The organism is Streptomyces sp. NBC_00104 (genome assembly GCF_045160825.1).
GTDB lineage: Bacteria > Actinomycetota > Actinomycetes > Streptomycetales > Streptomycetaceae > Streptomyces.
The window spans coordinates 5,451,778-5,470,372 of sequence record NZ_CP108215.1 but is presented as its reverse complement, the minus strand read 5'-3'; the positions used below and the strand labels follow the sequence as shown (position 1 = coordinate 5,470,372).

Sequence of the window (18,595 nt, the reverse complement as noted above, 5' to 3'; positions counted from 1 at the left end):
AACCGCGATTTTAACCCTTTCTCGGCGAGCGACCCGCCGACGGAAGTGAGAGTTCTCTCTAAAGCCGCCGACGGGTACCGGCCGCCGCCGCGCGAAGGCGGCGCGACCCGGCCGCTCGGGCTCAGCGGCCGCGCGCCGCGGCCGCCTCGTGCATCCGCTGCTCGGCGATCCGGTCGGCCGCGGCGGCCGGCGGAATACCATCCGTCTTCGCACGTGCGAAGATCGCCAGGGTGGTGTCGTAGATCTGCGCGGCCTTCGCCTTGCACCGCTCGAAGTCGAATCCGTGGAGCTCGTCGGCGACCTGGACGACCCCTCCGGCGTTCACCACGTAGTCCGGCGCGTAGAGGATCCCGCGGTCGGCGAGGTCCTTCTCGACACCGGGGTGCGCGAGCTGGTTGTTGGCCGCGCCGCACACCACCTCGGCGGTCAGGACGGGCACGGAGTCGTCGTTGAGGGCCCCGCCGAGCGCGCAGGGGGCGTAGATGTCGAGCCCCTCGGTCCGGATGAGCGCGTCGGTGTGGGCGACGGCGGTGACCCCTTCCGGATGCCGGTCGAGAATCCGCCGTACGGCCTCCTCACGCACGTCCGTGATCACGATCTCGGCGCCCTCGGCCCGCAGATGCGTCACGAGGTGGTGGCCGACCTTGCCGACGCCCGCGATCCCGACCCTGCGGCCGCGCAGCGTCGGATCGCCCCACAGGTGCTGGGCGGAGGCCCGCATGCCCTGGTAGACGCCGAAGGCGGTCAGGACGGACGAGTCGCCGGCGCCGCCGTTCTCGGGCGACCGGCCCGTCGTCCAGCGGCACTCGCGGGCCACGACGTCCATGTCGGCGACGTACGTGCCGACGTCGCACGCGGTGACGTACCGGCCGCCCAGCGAGGCCACGAACCGTCCGTAGGCGAGCAGCAGCTCCTCGCTCTTGATCCGGTCGGGATCGCCGATGATCACGGCCTTGCCGCCGCCGTGGTCGAGCCCGGCCATGGCGTTCTTGTACGACATCCCGCGCGCGAGGTTCAGCGCGTCGGCGACGGCCTCCGCCTCGGTCGCGTACGGGTAGAAGCGCGTGCCGCCGAGAGCGGGGCCCAGCGCGGTGGAGTGGATGGCGATGACGGCCTTGAGGCCGCTGGCCCGGTCCTGGCAGAGCACGACTTGCTCGTGGCCGCCCTGGTCCGAGTGGAACAGGGTGTGCAGGACGCCGTCAGATACGTCGGTCACTGTGGTGACTCCTGGGTAAGAAGCGGCGGTGGGTGACAGGCTCCCGTACGGGTGGCGGGGCCTGTGGGGATGAGATTAGAGCCTGCGTCCGCCGTACAGCGGCGCAGCCTCAGGATCACCCCACTTCCGGAGTACGGCCGTGGTGGGATCCGCACAGTTTTCCGGCCCGCCGGTGTGCGGGTTCGGCAGGTTTCCCCGGTGGCAGCCGGGGGAGGGAGCAGGCGTGCCCAAGGTGTCCTCGGTGATCGTCCCGTACGCGTCCTACCTCCGCGTGTACGAGCCGCTGGCGGCCTTCCCCGAGCCCGAGCGCGGCCACTGGGCCCGCTACGCCCGGCGCACCGACCGGCCCTCGTACCAGGACGAGCTGCGCCGCTCGCTGGCCGACCTGCTGCCCACCCCGCCCGTCCCGGTGCCGGTGCACGAGAGCGGCGACGCCTTCGTGCTGGACGTCGACGGGGTGGTCTGCGTCTGCCCCTGGCGGACCCGGCTTCGCGGCTGGCAGGCGCTCGGCGACCTGGCCGAGGAGCTGCCCACCCCCGTCCTGGACGCGGTGCTGCCGCCACTGGTGCGCCACCAGGCGAGCCAGGACTACGAGCGCTGGATGGCCGGCAACCCGGACGCCCGGCCGTGGATCCGCACCGCGACCTGGCACGTGCCGCTGAACTGGTTCGTCCTCGTCTCGGACGAGGAGCGGACCTACGAGAAGGGTTCGGGCGAGACCTCGCCCGTGCTTCGCTATCGCACTCCGATGGTGGAGGCCCGGCGGCGCGTGGCGCGCGGGCTGCGGACCCTGCGGGACACCCTCGACGAGGGACCGCTCATCGACGGTCTGGTCGACGTGGGCCGCTGGCTGGAGGAGTTCCACCCGCGCTCGCTCGTCGAGCTGGACTACGGCGGCCTCGTGCACGTCCTGCCCGCCGCCGAGCTGGACGGCGACCACTCCGCCGCCGACGTCGCCGAGGGCATCGAGGCCCTTCGCGGTGGCGACGGCCTCACGGCCGGAGAGGCGTACGGGCGGCTGGTCGAGCGCTGGCGGGCGGTACGGGACCGGCGCTCGGCGAACTGAACCGGTCCTTCGCGAGCAGAAACGGTCCGAACCGGTTGAACCATCTCAACCTCGCAGCCGTACTTGTGACTTGTGGGGCCAGCGAGAAAAGGCTTTCCACGCAAGCTGAAGCATGGTGAACTGTCCACTCTTGGCCCAGGCCTGACGCACCGAAGTTCCACAGGGACGTCATCACGGGACGTAGGCCGCCGATCCGGGCTTTTGTGTCAAGCAGGCGCCAAGCGTGACGGATTGCACTTACGCGGGCCTTGCCTCTTACGCACCTCCTCGTGTCAAAATAGGACAAGGAGCCCGGGGGAGGCTCCTTCTGCCCACGTATGGGTGGAATCTCAGCATTGCACGCTATTGGGGGGTCTCGTGACTCCTGCGCGCCACTGTGACTGATCGTCACAGTGGCGTGACTGTCCGCTATGGCATGGTCCATCGGCATCCGTCGCTGATGAACACCTGGGAGGGCAATTCCATCGGTTTGGCCGACGCGGCTGGACGGATGGTGTAGTTGTAGTGCCGAGGACAAGCCGTTCGTCCTATAACCGACTCGACTCGCGTCCGCCATTTCGGGCAACGCGGGTCAAGGTGCAGAATTTAGAGGAAAGAACCGAGAAGGTTCGGTTCTCCCGAGGAGGCCGCTCATGACCGCTCGCACCCCTGATGCCGAGCCGCTGCTGACCCCGGCTGAGGTCGCCACCATGTTCCGCGTCGACCCCAAGACGGTCACGCGGTGGGCGAAGGCCGGCAAGCTCACGTCCATCCGTACGCTCGGCGGACACCGCCGTTACCGCGAGGCTGAGGTCCGCGCACTGCTCGCGGGTATTCCGCAGCAGCGCAGCGAGGCCTGACCACTCGCATAACAGGGCATTTCGGCTGGTCCCCCAATCGGCCGGAAGCTCGAAAGCACCGCTCAAGCAGCTTCAAGCGACGCGGGTTCCGCCCCAACGGATCCCACGCCCGAGCCACACACAGCTTTCCGGGAGGCCCCAGGCCCCCTGGACATCGTCAGGCAAGCAACAAGGGTGTGTCGTAGATCGCGCTGGACTCCGCCGGGTCCAGCGCGATCTTTTTTGTGCGCGGAACGGGGCGCTTCAGGTCCGGAAGCGGCCGGTTGTGCTCGGGCTTGTCGGACTCTGGGGAGGGGTGTCGGATCTCCTGTGCAGGCCCCCGGGGGAGTGGTGCAATTGCACATATTAAATTGACTAGTTGTAGGGGACCTGTAAGAACCGGCGTTCTGAAAACTCATACGGTGACACCCGTCACACGCCGGGATCCTTGTTGACCGACCGGTATGTGCGATAGGGGAGGCGGGAGTTGAGCGCGCCGCGCCCTCGCCGAGTGTGTTCCCTGCCGGACGCGTCTCACGCCTTGGAAGGGGTCTCGTCCTCCGTGGGGCCCTCCATGCCGTCCTCGTCGCCCGTCGCGGGGTCCGTCACCAGCCGCAGCAGGCGGTGGCAGATGGGGCAGTGAGGGGTGAGGTGGCGGTACGAGGAGGCGGCCGACAGATGGGCACGGAGCAACGCGCGGGTCTCGTGCCGAGCGGACGCCGCCATGCGCCACCTCCGGGGGTGTCTGGGCCCTGAATCTGAGGTACCGGCGGAATGTGACGCCGTCAACCCCCGGCGCGCCCGTGGAGGGCCGCGGGCCCCTCCAGGGGGCGCGGGAACCGCGCGACCAGCCCCACGCGCCCCGTACGCGCCCAACAACCCCAGAGTCCCGCGCTCTTGGGCGGCGGCGGCCCGGCGGCAGGGTTGGCGGCGGGGTCGGCGCTGGGGGAGGGGAATCCCGCTGCCCCAACGACAAGAGGCCCGCATCCTCATCGGATACGGGCCTCTCACGATCGTGCGGTCCTGACGGGATTTGAACCCGCGGCCTCCACCTTGACAGGGTGGCGAGCACTCCAAACTGCTCCACAGGACCAGGTTTCGCAGTCCGCGCCTTGTTGCCGCGCTGGCCTGCGAGAAGAGACTGTACAGGAGCCGGAGCCCGTCGGTCGAACTCACCCGGAGTGCACGGCCCGTTACGGAACCGCGGCGTCGATCGCCTTCACGATCCGCTTGTCGGAGACGGGGTAGGCCGTGCCCAGCGCGTGGGCGAAGTAGCTGACGCGCAGCTCCTCGATCATCCAGCGGATCTCCAGGACGGAGGACGGGACGGGCCGGCCCTGGGGGAGCTGTTCGAGCAGCCAGGCGTACTCGTCACGCATCTCGTGGACCTTCTCCATGCGGGAGGTGTCCCGCTGGACGCCGGTCGGCATCTGCTGGAGGCGGCGGTCGGCCGCCACCAGATAGCGCATCAGGTCCGGCAGCCGGCGCAGCCCCGCCTCCGTGACGAACCCGGGCTTCACGAGGGCGTCCAGCTGCCCCCGTACGTCGGCGAGGTTGGCGAGGAGGGCCGGGCTGCGGGTGGACTTCAGGCGGCGCTCACAGGCCTGCCAGGCGGCCAGCACCTGCTGGACCTGGCCGACCGTACGGACCGTGGTGTCGACGATCTCGGCGCGCACCTTGTCGTACAGCTTGCGGTACGACGACTCGTCCCACGCCGGTCCGCCGAAGTCGGCGATCAGCTTGTCGGCGGCCGCCATCGCGCAGTCGTCGAACAGGGCCTGGATCGAACCGTGCGGGTTCGCGGACAGCGCCAGCTTCTGCGCGTTGGTCAGCTTTTCGGAAGCGAACTTCGCGGGGTTGACCGGGATGTTGCGCACGATCAGCCGGCGGGTGCCCTTCCACATCGCCTCCGCCTGCTCCGCCTCCGTGTCGAAGAGGCGCACGGAGACGGTGTTCGCCGTCGGTCCGTCGTCGACGAGCGCCGGATAGGCCTTCACCGGCTGCCCGGCCCGGCGGGTCTCGAAGACACGGGTGAGCGAACCGATCGTCCAGTCCGTCAGACCCGTGCGCTCCAGGGACTCGCCGCCCTGGCGCTCGGCGGTCGCCGCTGCCGCCTGGGAGAGGGCCTGGCGCGCCTTCGGCTTCAACCGCAGCCGCAGCGACTCCAGGTCCTTGTCCTCGGCCAGCTTCCGGCGCCGTTCGTCGACGATCCGGAAGGTGATCTTCAGGTGGTCGGGGACCCGGGACCAGTCGAAGTCCTCGGGCGTCACCGGCACGCCCACCATGCGCTTGAGCTCGCGGGCCATCGTCACCGGCAGCGGCTCCTGGAGGGGGACCGCCTGGTCCAGGAAGCGCTGCGCGAAGTTCGGCGCGGGCACGTAGTTCCTGCGGATCGGCTTCGGGAGGGAGCGGATCAGTTCCGTCACCACCTCCTGCCGCAGGCCCGGGATCTGCCAGTCGAAGCCCTCGTCGGTGACCTGGTTGAGGACGTGCAGGGGGATGTGGACCGTCACACCGTCCGCGTCGGCACCCGGCTCGAACTGGTACGTGACGCGGAACTTGAGCTGCCCCTGGCGCCAGGAGTCCGGGTAGTCGGCCTTCGTGACCGCCTCCGCCGACTCCCGGATGAGCATCTCCCGCTCGAAGTCCAGGAAGTCGGGCTGGTCGTGGCGCTTGTGCTTCCACCAGGAGTCGAAGTGGGCGCCGGAGACGACATGCTCGGGGACCCGCTGGTCGTAGAAGTCGAAGAGCGTGTCGTCGTCGACCACGATGTCCCGGCGCCGGGCCCGGTGCTCCAGCTCCTCGACCTCGCTGAGGAGCTTGCGGTTGTCGGCGAAGAACTTGTGGTGCGTACGCCAGTCGCCCTCGACGAGCGCGTTGCGGATGAACAGCTCGCGGCTGGCCTCCGCGTCGATCCGGCCGTAGTTGATCTTCCGCTGGGCGACGATCGGCACGCCGTACAGCGTGACCTTCTCGTACGCCATCACGGCCGCCTGGTCCTTCTCCCAGTGCGGCTCGCTGTACGTCCGCTTGAGGAGGTGCTCGGCGAGCGGCTCGACCCACTCCGGTTCGATCTTCGCGTTGACGCGCGCCCAGAGGCGGCTGGTCTCCACCAGCTCCGCCGACATCACGAAGCGCGGGGGCTTCTTGAAGAGGGCCGAGCCGGGGAAGATCGCGAACTTGGCGTTGCGGGCGCCCAGGTACTCGTTCTTCCCCGTGCTTCTCCCGGCCTCCCCTCCGGCGTCCTTCACATCCTTCATGCCGATGTGGGAGAGCAGGCCGGCGAGGAGGGAGACATGGACGTGCTGCTCGGGGGCGTCGTCCTCGTTGAGATGGATGTCCATCTGTTTGGCGACGGTGCGCAGTTGGCTGTAGATGTCCTGCCATTCGCGGATCCGCAGGAAGTTCAGGTACTCCTGCTTGCACATCCTGCGGAAGGACGACGAGCCGCGTTCCTTCTGCTGCTCGCGGACGTACCGCCAGAGGTTGAGGAAGGCGAGGAAGTCGCTGGTCTCGTCCTTGAAGCGGGCGTGCTGCTGGTCCGCCTGGGCCTGCTTGTCGGCGGGGCGCTCGCGCGGGTCCTGGATGGAGAGCGCGGCGGCGATCACCATGACCTCGCGGGCGCAGCCGTTCTTGTCGGCCTCGACGACCATGCGGGCCAGGCGCGGGTCGACGGGCAGCTGGGAGAGCTTGCGGCCCATCGGGGTCAGGCGGTTGCGCGCGTCCTTCTGCGTCGGGTCGAGCGCGCCGAGCTCCTGGAGCAGCTGGACGCCGTCGCGGATGTTGCGGTGGTCCGGCGGGTCGATGAAGGGGAACTTCTCGATGTCGCCAAGGCCGGCCGCGGTCATCTGGAGGATGACGCTCGCGAGGTTCGTACGGAGGATCTCGGCGTCCGTGAACTCCGGGCGGGCCTCGAAGTCGTCCTCGCTGTACAGGCGGATGCAGACACCGTCGGACGTACGGCCGCAACGGCCCTTGCGCTGGTTGGCGCTGGCCTGGGAGATCGCCTCGATCGGGAGCCGCTGGACCTTGGTGCGGTGGCTGTAGCGGCTGATGCGGGCGAAGCCCGGGTCGATGACGTACTTGATGCCGGGGACCGTGAGGGACGTCTCGGCGACGTTCGTGGCCAGAACGATCCTGCGGCCGGTGTGCGGCTGGAAGACGCGGTGCTGCTCGGCGTGCGAGAGCCGGGCGTAGAGGGGGAGTACTTCCGTGAAGCGGTACTGCTTCTTGATGAGGGCGTCCGCCGTGTCGCGGATCTCGCGCTCACCGGACAGAAAGACGAGGATGTCGCCCTTGCCCTCGCCCTGAAGCTCCTCGACGGCGTCGCAGATCGCGGTGATCTGGTCCCGGTCGGCGTCGTCGCCGTCCTCCTCCAGGAGGGGGCGGTAGCGCACCTCCACCGGATACGTACGGCCGCTGACCTCGACGATCGGCGCGTCGCCGAAGTGGCGGGAGAAGCGCTCGGGGTCGATGGTCGCGGAGGTGATGACGACCTTGAGGTCGGGGCGCTTGGGCAGCAGCTGGGCGAGATAGCCCAGCAGGAAGTCGATGTTGAGGGACCGCTCGTGGGCCTCGTCGATGATGATCGTGTCGTAGGCGCGCAGCTCGCGGTCCGTCTGGATCTCGGCGAGCAGGATGCCGTCCGTCATCAGCTTGACGAAGGTCGCGTCGGGATTCACCTGGTCGGTGAACCGCACCTTCCAGCCGACGGCCTCGCCCAGAGGCGTCCGCAGCTCCTCCGCCACGCGCTCGGCGACCGTACGGGCGGCGATACGACGGGGCTGCGTATGCCCGATCATGCCGCGTACGCCGCGCCCCAGCTCCATACAGATCTTGGGGATCTGGGTCGTCTTGCCGGAGCCGGTCTCGCCCGCGACGATGACGACCTGGTGGTCGCGGATGGCGGCCGCGATGTCGTCCTTCCGCTGGCTGACGGGCAGTTGTTCGGGGTACGAGACGGCCGGCACGCGCGCGGCGCGCTCGGCCATGCGGGACTCGCCCTTGGCGACCTCCGCCTCGATCTCGGCGAGCACGGCGGCCCGGGCCTCGGGCTTACGGATCTTGCGCGCGCCTTCGAGCCTGCGCCCGAGCCGGTGCGCGTCGCGCAGGGACAGCTCGGCCAGACGGGGGGCGAGGGCGCCGAAGGCGGGGGCGGGGTGAGTGGACATACGCGACCCAGGATCTCACCTCAGGGAAACGAGGGGCGAACGCTTTTGCGTCCGCCCCTCGCCCGATGCCTGTGATGCGCGTTACCGCACGTCGACGTAGTCCTCTGTGTCCTTTGTGTCGTCTGTGCCGCTGTCGACGAAGTGTTCGCTGTCGGGCTTTCGCCGACCGTCACAGGTCTCCTGGTGATGGGCTCCAAGAAGCCCCTCAAGGCTTCCGTCAAGGCTCCGTGAGCGACGAAAACCCCCTCCGGGCATCCGGAGGGGGTTTTCGTACGGTGTGGCTGGGGCCGGGGTCGAACCGGCGACCTATCGCTTTTCAGGCGATCGCTCGTACCAACTGAGCTACCCAGCCGCGATGTTTCACGTGAAACACCAGCGGTCCTGACGGGATTTGAACCCGCGGCCTCCACCTTGACAGGGTGGCGAGCACTCCAAACTGCTCCACAGGACCAAGCTTGTGCGGGACTAGTCTCGCACAGTGTGTTGCGTGCCCCCAACGGGATTCGAACCCGTGCTACCGCCTTGAAAGGGCGGCGTCCTAGGCCGCTAGACGATGAGGGCTATCGGCCCGCCTGGGCGCTTCGTCAGCGCGTCGGGGACGTGAGAAGCATACGGGGTGGCGGGAGGTATCGCCAAAACGGTTTACGGGCCACTCGGGGAGGCCCCGGTTGACGTGCTTCCCGAGGGCGACGGGGACTGCTCGTCCCCGGGTTCGGCCCCCGGCTGGTTCTCCTTCGGCAGGTGGCGGCTGACCTCGGCCGTCGTCAGGCCCAGGCCGCCGAGCTTGATCTCGTCCCAGGCCTGGAGGCGGCGGGTGTCGCGGTCGAGGTACAGGACCGAGGCCTCGATCGGGTCGGGGTGCTTGCCCTCCACGGCGCGCAGACCGCTGCCGCCCGTCGAGCCCTCGATGCGCAGGCGGGTGCCCTCGTCGAGGACCTCCATCTCCGGGTGGTGCAGATGCCCGGCGAGGACGAGCGGGACGTCGCCGTCCGTCTCCCGGGCGGCGTCCGGGTTGTGGGCGATCGCGATGTCCACGGGGGTGCCCGCCGCCTTCTGGGCGCGCAGGGCGTCCGCCAGCCGCCGCCCGGCCACCTCCTCCGAGGGCAGGCCCGACTTGTCGGTCGAGCGGTCCGGGGTGAACTGCGGGTCGCCCATCCCCGCGAAGCGCAGCCCGCCCACGGTCACCGCCCTCCCCTCGTCGAGGACGTGCGCGTTGTCCATGCCCTCCAGATAGCGCTGCGTCGCGCGCGAGTCGTGGTTGCCGCGCACCCAGACGTACGGGGCCCCGAGGTCGGCGATCGGGTCGAGGAAGCCGTTCTCGGCGGCGCTGCCGTGGTCCATGGTGTCGCCGGAGTCGACGATGACGTTGATCTCGTACTGCTCCACCAGCGAGGCGATGATCTTCCAGCTCGCGGGGTTCAGGTGAATGTCCGAGACGTGCAGGACACGGATGGTGGTCGGGTCCGGCTGGTACGCGGGGAGGGTGGACGTGACGTCGTACAGTTTGGTCACGTTCGTCACCAGGCGGGCCAACTCCTGCTGGTAGACGTCGAATTCGGTGACGATGCTGCGCGCGTTGCCGACGATGGAGGGTGCGGAGGAGAGCAGACCCGAGAACTTCGGCTCCAGGACGGAGTTCGGGTTCCAGGTGGCGGCGGCCGTCCCTCCGGAGCCGGCCAGGAGCACGAAGGCGAGGCCGCCGGCGGCCAGGGCGCGGCGGGGGCGGCGGTACACGGCGAGGCCGAGCGTGGTGGCCCCTACGACGACGGCGACGCCCGACCGTACGGCCAGGTCGATGGTGCCGTGCTGCACGTCGGAGGCGATCTCCTCCTGCAGTCCGGAGATCCGTTCGGGGTGGTCGACCAGGGCCTGGGCGCGCTCCGGGTCGAGCTGGTCGACGTTCACGTCCAGGCGTACGGGGGCGTGGTGGCTCTGCAGCTCCAGGGCGCCCAGCGGGGAGACGTTGATCTTCGTGCCGCCGGTGAGGGAGGGGCGCAGGGTCATCGTCGTGTTCATGGGGCCGACGGGGGTGCGTACGTTCCCCACGATCAGCAGGCCCAGCCAGGCGCCGAACAGGACGACCGCGACCAGACCGAACGCGCGCCCCCAGGGGTGGGGGTGGTGGACCAGCTCGACGGTCGGGGGGGTGCGGCGGGAGCGATAGTGCCGGGCCAGGGCGCGGGGGGCCCGCGGCAGGGCCCGGCGGATGCGGCGCAGGGCCGTACGCGGGGCGGTGTCGGAGGCGTTGGCGGCGGTGGCTGGGGCGGCGGGGACGCGGGCCATTGGTCCCGTATGCCCAGGGGTGGGGGCGGATATGCGGTGGCGGGTTGTGGGGGTCGGGGGCCGGGGCGTCGTGCTTCGTGTGCCCGCCCGTTGTGCCGTGTGTGGCTTTCGTGCTGCTCGGAGCTCTCGTAGTCGCGTGTCGTGCATGACAATGGCCGTGTGCTGGAGATGACGCGCGAGGAGTTCGAGGAACTGGTCGCCGAGGCGTTGGACCGGATTCCGCCGGAACTGACGCGGCTGATGGACAACGTGGCGGTGTTCGTCGAGGACGAGCCGCCCGCCGACGACCCCGAGCTGCTCGGGTTGTACGAGGGGACTCCGCTCACGGATCGCGGGGAGTGGTACGCGGGGGTGCTGCCGGACCGGATCACGATCTACCGGGGGCCGACGCTGCGGATGTGCGAGACGCGGGAGGACGTGGTCGCGGAGACCGAGGTGACCGTGGTGCACGAGATCGCGCATCACTTCGGGATCGACGACGCGCGGCTGCATGCGCTGGGGTACGGATGACCGCCGGGTGGGGTGGGGGACGGTCGGGCCGTTCCCCGCGCTCCTTCGGGGGCACCGCTTCGGCCGGGGGCTGTGAAATGCGGCACTCGTAGGGGGCTTCGGGCGGCGCGTGTCTTCTTGCGGGCGGCGGGAGTTGGGCAGGGGGACTCCTCTTCCCGCCCCCCTCGGAGGTGGCCGCCGTGCGCGCCTTGAACGTATCCGCCCGTCTGGCCGCCACGGTCATGGCCGTCGCGGCAGCCGCCGGCTGTATGAGCGTGGGGGACGACGGGCGGAAACCCGGGCCGTCGCCGTCCGCGGGGCAGCGGGGCGGGGAGAAGCCGGACGGGGGCTCCGCGGTGACGGGCGGAGGCGGTACGGGGTACCAGGCCGGGCAGGGGAAGCGCCGCGGCTCCGCCTCACCCGACCCTTCCGCCTCCCGGTCCGCGTCCGCCTCCGCGTCGGCCCCCGGGGCCGCCGAGCCGTCCGGGAAGGCGATGCCTCCCAAGGGGGGCGAGGACGAGGGGAAGGGGGAGTGGCCGGAGGAGCCCGAGCCCACGCAGGGGGAGCCGACTCCTCCGCCGACGGTGGTGGAGCCCGAGCCCGAGCCGGAGCCGACGAAGCCGGTGGAGTCGCCGTCGCCCGAACCTTCGGCCGAGCCGTCGTCGTCCGCGCACGAGCAGGGGGCGCAGCTGGTGGAACGGGAGCCGGCGCCTGAGGCGGGGGATGCGGCGTAGGGCTTGGGGAGTTGGGGTGGGGGGTGGGGGTGGGCCGGGTGTGTTCGGGTGGGGTGTCCGTTCGGTTGTCCGTGCTCGATGTCGAGGGTTCCGCACCCGCTTGTCGCCGGCCGTCGCCCGCGCCCGAGGTGTCAGCGCCTGACCTGCGGGTATCCGCCCAGTTTGCCTTGGTGGGTGGTGGGTGCGTATGGTGGTAGATCGTTTGATCCCATTGCCCGGCGCCACTGCAGAGCGCGCCGCGTGGCGCGTACTCTCCCTTGCCGTGGCTGACCGCATTGAGGCGGTCGTTTGCGAAATCACGGAGTTGACGGGCGCGTGCCGACGAGACTCCGGAAGGTTTCGCATACGCATGTCCATTTCCAGTACTGATCACGTCGTCGTGCCCGAGAACGGCGAAGACGTCGAGAACATCGAGAACGTCTCCGCCGAGGCGGCAGCACCCGAGGTCACCTTCGCGACCCTGGGTCTCCCCGAGGGCGTCGTGCGCAAGCTCGCGCAGAACGGCGTGACCACCCCCTTCCCGATCCAGGCCGCGACCATTCCGGACGCCCTGGCCGGCAAGGACATCCTCGGCCGTGGCCGCACCGGCTCCGGCAAGACCCTCTCCTTCGGTCTGCCGCTGCTGACGCAGCTGTCCGGCAGCCACACCGAGAAGAAGAAGCCCCGCGGCATCATCCTCACGCCGACGCGTGAGCTCGCGATGCAGGTCGCGGACGCCCTCCAGCCCTACGGCGACGTCCTCGGCCTGAAGATGAAGGTCGTCTGCGGCGGTACGTCGATGGGCAACCAGATCTACGCCCTGGAGCGCGGCGTCGACGTCCTCGTCGCCACCCCGGGACGGCTGCGCGACCTCATCAACCGCGGCGCCTGCTCCCTCGAGAACGTCCAGGTCGCCGTGCTCGACGAGGCCGACCAGATGTCCGACCTGGGCTTCCTGCCCGAGGTCACCGAGCTGCTCGACCAGATCCCGGGCGGCGGCCAGCGCATGCTGTTCTCGGCCACGATGGAGAACGAGATCTCCACGCTGGTCAAGCGCTACCTGAGCAACCCGGTCACGCACGAGGTCGACAGCGCCCAGGGCAACGTCACGACCATGTCGCACCACATCCTCATCGTGAAGCCCAAGGACAAGGCGCCGGTCACCGCCGCGATCGCCTCCCGCAAGGGCCGCACGATCATCTTCGTCCGCACCCAGCTGGGCGCCGACCGCATCGCCGAGCAGCTGCGCGACGCCGGTGTGAAGGCCGACGCGCTGCACGGCGGCATGACCCAGGGCGCCCGCACGCGGACGCTGGCCGACTTCAAGGACGGTTACGTCAACGCGCTGGTCGCGACCGACGTGGCCGCCCGCGGTATCCACGTCGACGGCATCGACCTGGTCCTGAACGTGGACCCGGCCGGTGACCACAAGGACTACCTGCACCGCTCCGGCCGTACGGCCCGCGCGGGCCGGAGCGGCACGGTCGTGTCGCTCTCCCTGCCGCACCAGCGCCGACAGATCTTCCGCCTGATGGAGGACGCGGGCGTCGACGCCTCGCGCCACATCATCCAGGGCGGTACGGCCTTCGACACCGAGGTCGCCGACATCACCGGCGCCCGGTCGATGACCGAGGTCCAGGCCGAGTCGGTCGACAACGCCGCGCAGCAGGCCGAGCGCGAGGTCGCCCAGCTCACCAAGGAGCTGGAGCGGGCCACGCGCCGCGCCGCCGAGCTGCGTGACGAGGCCACCCGGCTGACCGCGCGTGCCGCGCGGGAGCGGGGCGAGGACCCGGAGGCGGCCGTCGCCGCCGTCGTGGAGGCCGCGGCCGCCGTCGTCGAGGCGGACGGCGCGCCGGTCGAGGCCCCGGTCGCGATCGTCGAGCAGCCGGCCGAGCGTTCCTCGTACGACCAGCCGCGTCAGCGCCGCGAGGAGCGGGGCAACAGCGGTTACGAGCGTCGTGACAACGACCGTGGCGACCGCGGTGGGTTCCGCCGGGACGACCGCCGCGACGGTGAGCGCGGTGGCTTCGACCGCCGTGACGACCGTCGGGACGGCGACCGTGGTGGGCGTTCCTTCGAGCGTCGCGACGACCGTGGCGGCAGTGGCTTTCGTCGGGACAACGACCGTGGAGGCCGCTCCTTCGAGCGTCGCGACGACCGTGGCGGCAGCGGCTTCCGCCGCGACAACGACCGCCGTGACGACCGTCGGGACGGCGACCGTGGTGGGCGTTCCTTCGAGCGTCGCGACGACCGTGGTGCCAGTGGCTTCCGCCGGGACAACGACCGTGGCGGCTTCGAGCGCCGGGACGGCGAGCGCGGTGGGCGTTCCTTCGAGCGTCGCGACGACCGTGGCGGCAGCGGCTTCCGCCGGGACGGCGACCGTGGTGGGCGTTCCTTCGAGCGTCGTGACGAGCGTGGCGGGCACCGGGGCAGCGACCGTCCGTTCAACCGCGACCGGCAGGGCGGCGACCGTCCGGGCTTCCGCTCCGGCGGCCACGAGCGCCCGTACGGCCGTCGTGACGAGCACCGCGGCACCGGGACCGGCACCGGCACCGGCACCGGCTCCTCCTTCGGCCGTCGTGACGACAAGCCGCGCTGGAAGCGCAACGGCTGATGTCGATGGCTGATGGCTGATGTCGATGGCTGAGGCCTGAGGCTGACGCCGACTGACATACAACTGCCATGCAGAAGGGCCCGTACGACTCCTGTCGTACGGGCCCTTCTGCATGGCTTCCCCTTGTCCCCGCCGGTTTTCGGCCACGGTGTGGCGCATGTCACGCCGCCCGGGAGGGAATTGCTGGGGGCATGACAGATGACGACATAGCCCGTGGGGCGGCCGGGGCTTCGGCTCCGGACTCTGTGTCGGTCTCGGTGTCCGACGAGGAACGGCTCGCCCAGCTGGGCTACACGCAGGTCCTCGCCCGCCGTATGTCCGCGTTCTCCAACTACGCGGTCTCCTTCACGATCATCTCGGTCCTGTCCGGCTGTATGACGCTCTACCTCTTCGGTATGAACACCGGCGGGCCCGCGGTGATCACCTGGGGCTGGGTCGCGGTCGGTCTGATGACGCTCTTCGTGGGTCTGGCCATGGCCGAGATCTGTTCGGCCTATCCGACCTCCGCCGGCCTGTACTTCTGGGCCCATCGACTGGCGCCGGAGCGCAGCGCGGCCGCCTGGGCGTGGTTCACGGGCTGGTTCAACGTCCTCGGCCAGGTCGCCGTGACCGCCGGCATCGACTTCGGCGCGGCGTCCTTCCTGGCGGCGTATCTCAACCTCGAGTTCGGCTTCGAGGTGACCCCCGGCCGGACGATCCTGCTGTTCGCCGCGATCCTGCTGCTGCACGGCCTCCTGAACACCTTCGGCGTCCGCATCGTCGGCCTGCTGAACAGCATCAGCGTGTGGTGGCACGTCGTGGGCGTGGTCGTCATCGTCGGCGCGCTCGTCGTCGTCCCCGACAGTCATCAGTCGGCGTCCTTCGTGTTCACCGAGTTCGTCAACAACACCGGCTGGGGCAGCGGGCTGTACGTGGTGCTGCTGGGCCTGCTGATGGCGCAGTACACCTTCACCGGGTACGACGCCTCCGCCCATATGACCGAGGAGACGCACGACGCGTCGACGGCCGGCCCCAAGGGCATCGTCCAGTCCATCTGGACGTCCTGGGTGGCGGGCTTCGTCCTCCTCCTCGGCTTCACCTTCGCCATCCAGTCCTACGACGGTGCTCTCGCCTCGAAGACCGGGGTGCCGCCCGCGCAGATCCTGCTGGACGCGCTCGGCGCGACCGGCGGCAAACTGCTCCTCCTCGTCATCATCGGCGCGCAGCTCTTCTGCGGTATGGCCTCCGTCACCGCCAACAGCCGCATGATCTACGCCTTCTCGCGCGACGGCGCCCTCCCGTTCTCGCACATCTGGCACACGGTCAGCCCCCGCACCCGCACCCCCGTGGCGGCGGTCTGGCTGGCGGCGGGCGGCGCGCTCGTCCTCGGCCTGCCGTACCTGATCAATGTCACGGCGTACGCGGCGGTCACGTCGATCGCGGTGATCGGCCTCTACATCGCGTACGTCATCCCGACCCTGCTGCGGCTGCGCAAGGGCGACGCGTTCGAACGGGGGCCCTGGCACCTGGGCCGTTGGTCGCGGGTGATCGGCCTCATCGCGGTGCTCTGGGTCTTCGTCATCACCGTCCTGTTCATGCTTCCGCAGCTGTCCCCGGTCACCTGGGAGAACTTCAACTACGCCCCCGTCGCCGTGCTCGTGGTGCTGGGCTTCGCGGCGATCTGGTGGGCCGCCTCCGCCCGCCACTGGTTCCTCAACCCCGAGCACGAGCGCAGCGTGGCCCGGGAAGCGGCACGGAAGGGGGCACCGGAACCGGTGGATCCGTAGGGGCGGGCGCACCAGTCGACTCGCCCGACTTCCGCCGATCTTCCGCCCGTTCTGTTCTGCGGCGGACCTTTTTGCGGCCCTCCGACGCGGCCGGGTCACCGATACCCGATCGGACTCCCGGCCACGTCCGGCTATGCTCGGGGAGGCAACATCGCCTGGGCCCTTAGCTCAATTGGCAGAGCAGTGGACTTTTAATCCATTGGTTGTGGGTTCGAGTCCCACAGGGCCTACCGGTGCGGGGGAGAGGAAACCTCTCTGACCTGCGAAGAGGAGCCTCGGTCGGCGGGAGCCGGCCGAGGCTCCTCGCGGGTTTCCGGTTCTGTCGCGTGAGCGCTTGTGCCGCGATGACCGGACTCCTGGCCGAAGGTCCGACGTTTCCTTACCGGCCCGTGTGCGCGCTCTGCCCGCTCTGGGGGTCGAGGGCGCCGCCCCTCACCATGTGCGTCACGAAGTCGGCGGCGTTGCGAGCGGCCGGTACCTGCGCGTCGTCGGTCTTCCCCGCGCCCCAGTCGGAGACGGCCTTGACCACGATCCAGGGAACGTGGCGCCTGGCAGCCGCCGCGTGGATGCCGCCGCCCTCCATCTCCGCGCCCAGGGCGTCCCGTTCCTCCTCCACCATGCGGTCCCGGAGCGGAGCGAAGTCGATCAGGACGCTGGAGGACAGCATCAGCCCGAAGTGGACCTTGGCGCCGGTCCAGTCGATCTCGGCGGCCCGCAGCCGGTCCAGCAGTACCGGGGAGGCGGACACCTTGTCGCCCCGCAGGACGACCAGCGGCTCTCCGTCGGCGTCACCGACACGTCGGTGGTCCATCATGCGGAGCTGGGTGGAGACCAGGATGTGACCGAGTTCCTGCCGCTCGGGGCGCGTGCCGCAGCAGATTCCCACCGCGACGAGGAAGTCGGGCGCCAGGTGGTCCAGTACGGACGACACGACGAGTGCGGAGCCGGAGGGGCCGCCCGAGGCCTGCTCGCTCTGGACGACGTAGAGGTCGACTTCGCTGATCCGGCCGAGGGCGAAGGCCGTGTGGTCGCCCAGGCGACGGCGTTCGGGGCCGGTTCCGTTGACTGCCGCCACCGATCGGAACACCGCATCCCGTTCGTCCGAGGTCGCGACGACGAGCAGCAGCTTCGTGGGCATCATTCTCCTGTTCAGCCTGCGATGGGGTTCGGTCGCGATCCGTAGCGCTTTCGCCTGCTGACGGACCGCCACGTAGGTGACGGGGACGGCCATGAGGGCCATGAGCCCGAGCAGCCAGCCGATGGTCTGGGTCTGGGCGGTGGCCGGGCTGAGACCGTCGGGCTCGGTCAGCAGCAGTCGATGGGACAGCCAGCGCAGTGCGCTGGTGTACGTGACCGGACGGCCGGGACACTCGCCGGGGCATTCCGCGCGCTCCCAGCCCACCACGAGTTGGGCTCCCACGAGTACCGAGACGGCCGCACCACTGACGTACCAGAGCAGGAAGGACCCGGAGACGACCCTGCGGTCGCTCGGGTCGGAGGCCGTCGACGGCGGGTGCAGGACCAGGACCTCGACCGGGTCACCGGCCTTGTCGTCGTGCGCGTCGAGGCACCGCCGCACCGCCTCGGTGGTGATCCCGCGCCGCAGCACCACCAAGGTCTCGGCCGAGTCCCCCCGCTGTACTCGGAAACCGAGGTCGGCGGCGGCTGCCTCCGCGTGTACGGCGACCAGTGTGCTCAGCCGCCCGGTGGTGCGCCGGAGTAGTTCGTCCGTGCGGTGCACGTCCTCCTGGTGGCACAGCGGCACGGTCCAATGCCGGCCCGCCAGGGACTCCGCCACGGCGCGTGGTCCGGCTCCCGCCGTGCCGAACGACCGCCACAGGGCCCAGCCGCTGGTGACGACCTGGGCGGCCATGAGCACGGCGACGTGAGCGACCGCGGCCAGCGCCAGCAGCAGGACGGCGAGACGCGCGCCCGGAAACGGCAGCAGAGACGCGGCGACCGCGAGGGCCAGTGTCGGCGGACCCGCGAACAGCAGCGTCTGCCAGTGCCGGTCCACGAGCCGAAGGAGCCGGAGACCGACGCCCGCTCCGTGGAACCGCCGAGAGATGAGCAAGGGCGGCTCCAGCACCATGAAGCCTCGCTCGCCCTGCCACACCAGCCGTCCCTCGCGCGCGGCGACGTACAGCAGCACCGTCAGCGGGCCGCGCGCACGCAGCAGGCTGGAGATCCCCCGGCCGCCGCGCACCGTGGCCGTTGCCCGCCGCCCGTATTCCGCCGCCCGTACCGCTCGCGCCGCGCGGCGGCACTGTGCGAAGGAAACAGAGGCGGATGTGCTGTCGGTCACGGTCTCTCCCCCCGGGCTGGAACCCCGGCTTCCCTTGATACTTCATTGCTCCTCGGGTGTGTCCCGGAACGCCCGGGTGGGCGCGTGCGACGGCGGGTGGTCAGCCGCGCGGAGCGTCCCGCCGCGACGGTTCCAGGACCTGGGCAGGACGTTT

11 protein-coding genes and 5 tRNA genes are annotated in these 18,595 nt (G+C 70.1%); 7 read left to right on the top strand and 9 right to left on the bottom strand.

Annotated elements, in window-relative coordinates; all coding sequences use genetic code 11:
- Nucleotides 1–121: 121 nt before the first annotated feature.
- Nucleotides 122–1,216 carry a Glu/Leu/Phe/Val dehydrogenase dimerization domain-containing protein gene (locus OG272_RS24080; RefSeq protein WP_327728894.1) on the bottom strand — a complete coding sequence of 365 codons (1,095 nt, stop codon included), beginning with the start codon at nucleotides 1,214–1,216 and terminating at the stop codon, nucleotides 122–124.
- 223 nt (nucleotides 1,217–1,439) lie between these two features.
- Here OG272_RS24080 and OG272_RS24075 point away from each other — a divergent pair, with 223 nt between their 5' ends.
- Nucleotides 1,440–2,282, top strand: a complete 843-nt coding sequence (locus tag OG272_RS24075; RefSeq protein ID WP_405894805.1) for a hypothetical protein — start codon at nucleotides 1,440–1,442, stop codon at nucleotides 2,280–2,282.
- 632 nt (nucleotides 2,283–2,914) lie between these two features.
- On the top strand, nucleotides 2,915–3,121 hold the full coding sequence (bldC, locus tag OG272_RS24070) for a developmental transcriptional regulator BldC (protein WP_003949541.1): 207 nt from the start codon (nucleotides 2,915–2,917) through the stop codon (nucleotides 3,119–3,121).
- 513 nt (nucleotides 3,122–3,634) lie between these two features.
- Here the strand turns inward: bldC and OG272_RS24065 are convergent.
- From OG272_RS24065 to OG272_RS24035, 7 genes are all read right to left on the bottom strand, one after another.
- Complete coding sequence (locus OG272_RS24065) at nucleotides 3,635–3,826, bottom strand: DUF6274 family protein (protein WP_326581157.1); 192 nt, start codon at nucleotides 3,824–3,826, stop codon at nucleotides 3,635–3,637.
- 292 nt (nucleotides 3,827–4,118) lie between these two features.
- Nucleotides 4,119–4,193, bottom strand: a tRNA-Asp gene (locus OG272_RS24060).
- A gap of 100 nt (nucleotides 4,194–4,293) precedes the next feature.
- Nucleotides 4,294–8,271, bottom strand: coding sequence for an ATP-dependent RNA helicase HrpA (gene hrpA / locus OG272_RS24055; protein WP_326581159.1), 3,978 nt, complete (start codon nucleotides 8,269–8,271; stop codon nucleotides 4,294–4,296).
- Nucleotides 8,272–8,549: 278 nt separating this feature from the next.
- Nucleotides 8,550–8,623: transfer RNA gene (locus OG272_RS24050), tRNA-Phe, on the bottom strand.
- Between the two features lie 24 nt (nucleotides 8,624–8,647).
- A tRNA-Asp gene (locus OG272_RS24045) sits at nucleotides 8,648–8,722 on the bottom strand.
- Nucleotides 8,723–8,759: 37 nt separating this feature from the next.
- Nucleotides 8,760–8,832, bottom strand: a tRNA-Glu gene (locus OG272_RS24040).
- 81 nt (nucleotides 8,833–8,913) lie between these two features.
- The gene (locus tag OG272_RS24035; RefSeq protein ID WP_405894802.1) at nucleotides 8,914–10,554 is read right to left on the bottom strand and encodes a metallophosphoesterase; all 1,641 of its coding nucleotides are present in this window, start codon (nucleotides 10,552–10,554) and stop codon (nucleotides 8,914–8,916) included.
- 159 nt (nucleotides 10,555–10,713) lie between these two features.
- On the opposite strand from OG272_RS24035, the gene OG272_RS24030 reads away from it, so the two are divergent.
- From OG272_RS24030 to OG272_RS24010, 5 genes are all read left to right on the top strand, one after another.
- Complete coding sequence (locus OG272_RS24030) at nucleotides 10,714–11,064, top strand: metallopeptidase family protein (protein WP_059249887.1); 351 nt, start codon at nucleotides 10,714–10,716, stop codon at nucleotides 11,062–11,064.
- A 179-nt stretch (nucleotides 11,065–11,243) separates the two neighbouring features.
- The gene (locus OG272_RS24025; RefSeq protein WP_405894800.1) at nucleotides 11,244–11,777 is read left to right on the top strand and encodes a hypothetical protein; all 534 of its coding nucleotides are present in this window, start codon (nucleotides 11,244–11,246) and stop codon (nucleotides 11,775–11,777) included.
- Between the two features lie 349 nt (nucleotides 11,778–12,126).
- On the top strand, nucleotides 12,127–14,370 hold the full coding sequence (locus OG272_RS24020) for a DEAD/DEAH box helicase (RefSeq protein WP_327728898.1): 2,244 nt from the start codon (nucleotides 12,127–12,129) through the stop codon (nucleotides 14,368–14,370).
- 191 nt (nucleotides 14,371–14,561) lie between these two features.
- Nucleotides 14,562–16,136 (top strand): amino acid permease, encoded by a 1,575-nt coding sequence (locus tag OG272_RS24015; RefSeq protein WP_405894797.1) that lies wholly within the window; start codon nucleotides 14,562–14,564, stop codon nucleotides 16,134–16,136.
- A gap of 157 nt (nucleotides 16,137–16,293) precedes the next feature.
- Nucleotides 16,294–16,366 (top strand) — tRNA-Lys (locus tag OG272_RS24010).
- A 149-nt stretch (nucleotides 16,367–16,515) separates the two neighbouring features.
- On the opposite strand, the gene OG272_RS24005 is transcribed toward OG272_RS24010, so the two are convergent.
- Entirely contained in the window at nucleotides 16,516–18,441 is a 1,926-nt protein-coding gene (locus OG272_RS24005) for a hypothetical protein (RefSeq protein ID WP_327728900.1), read from the bottom strand.
- Between the last annotated feature and the right edge of the window lie 154 nt (nucleotides 18,442–18,595).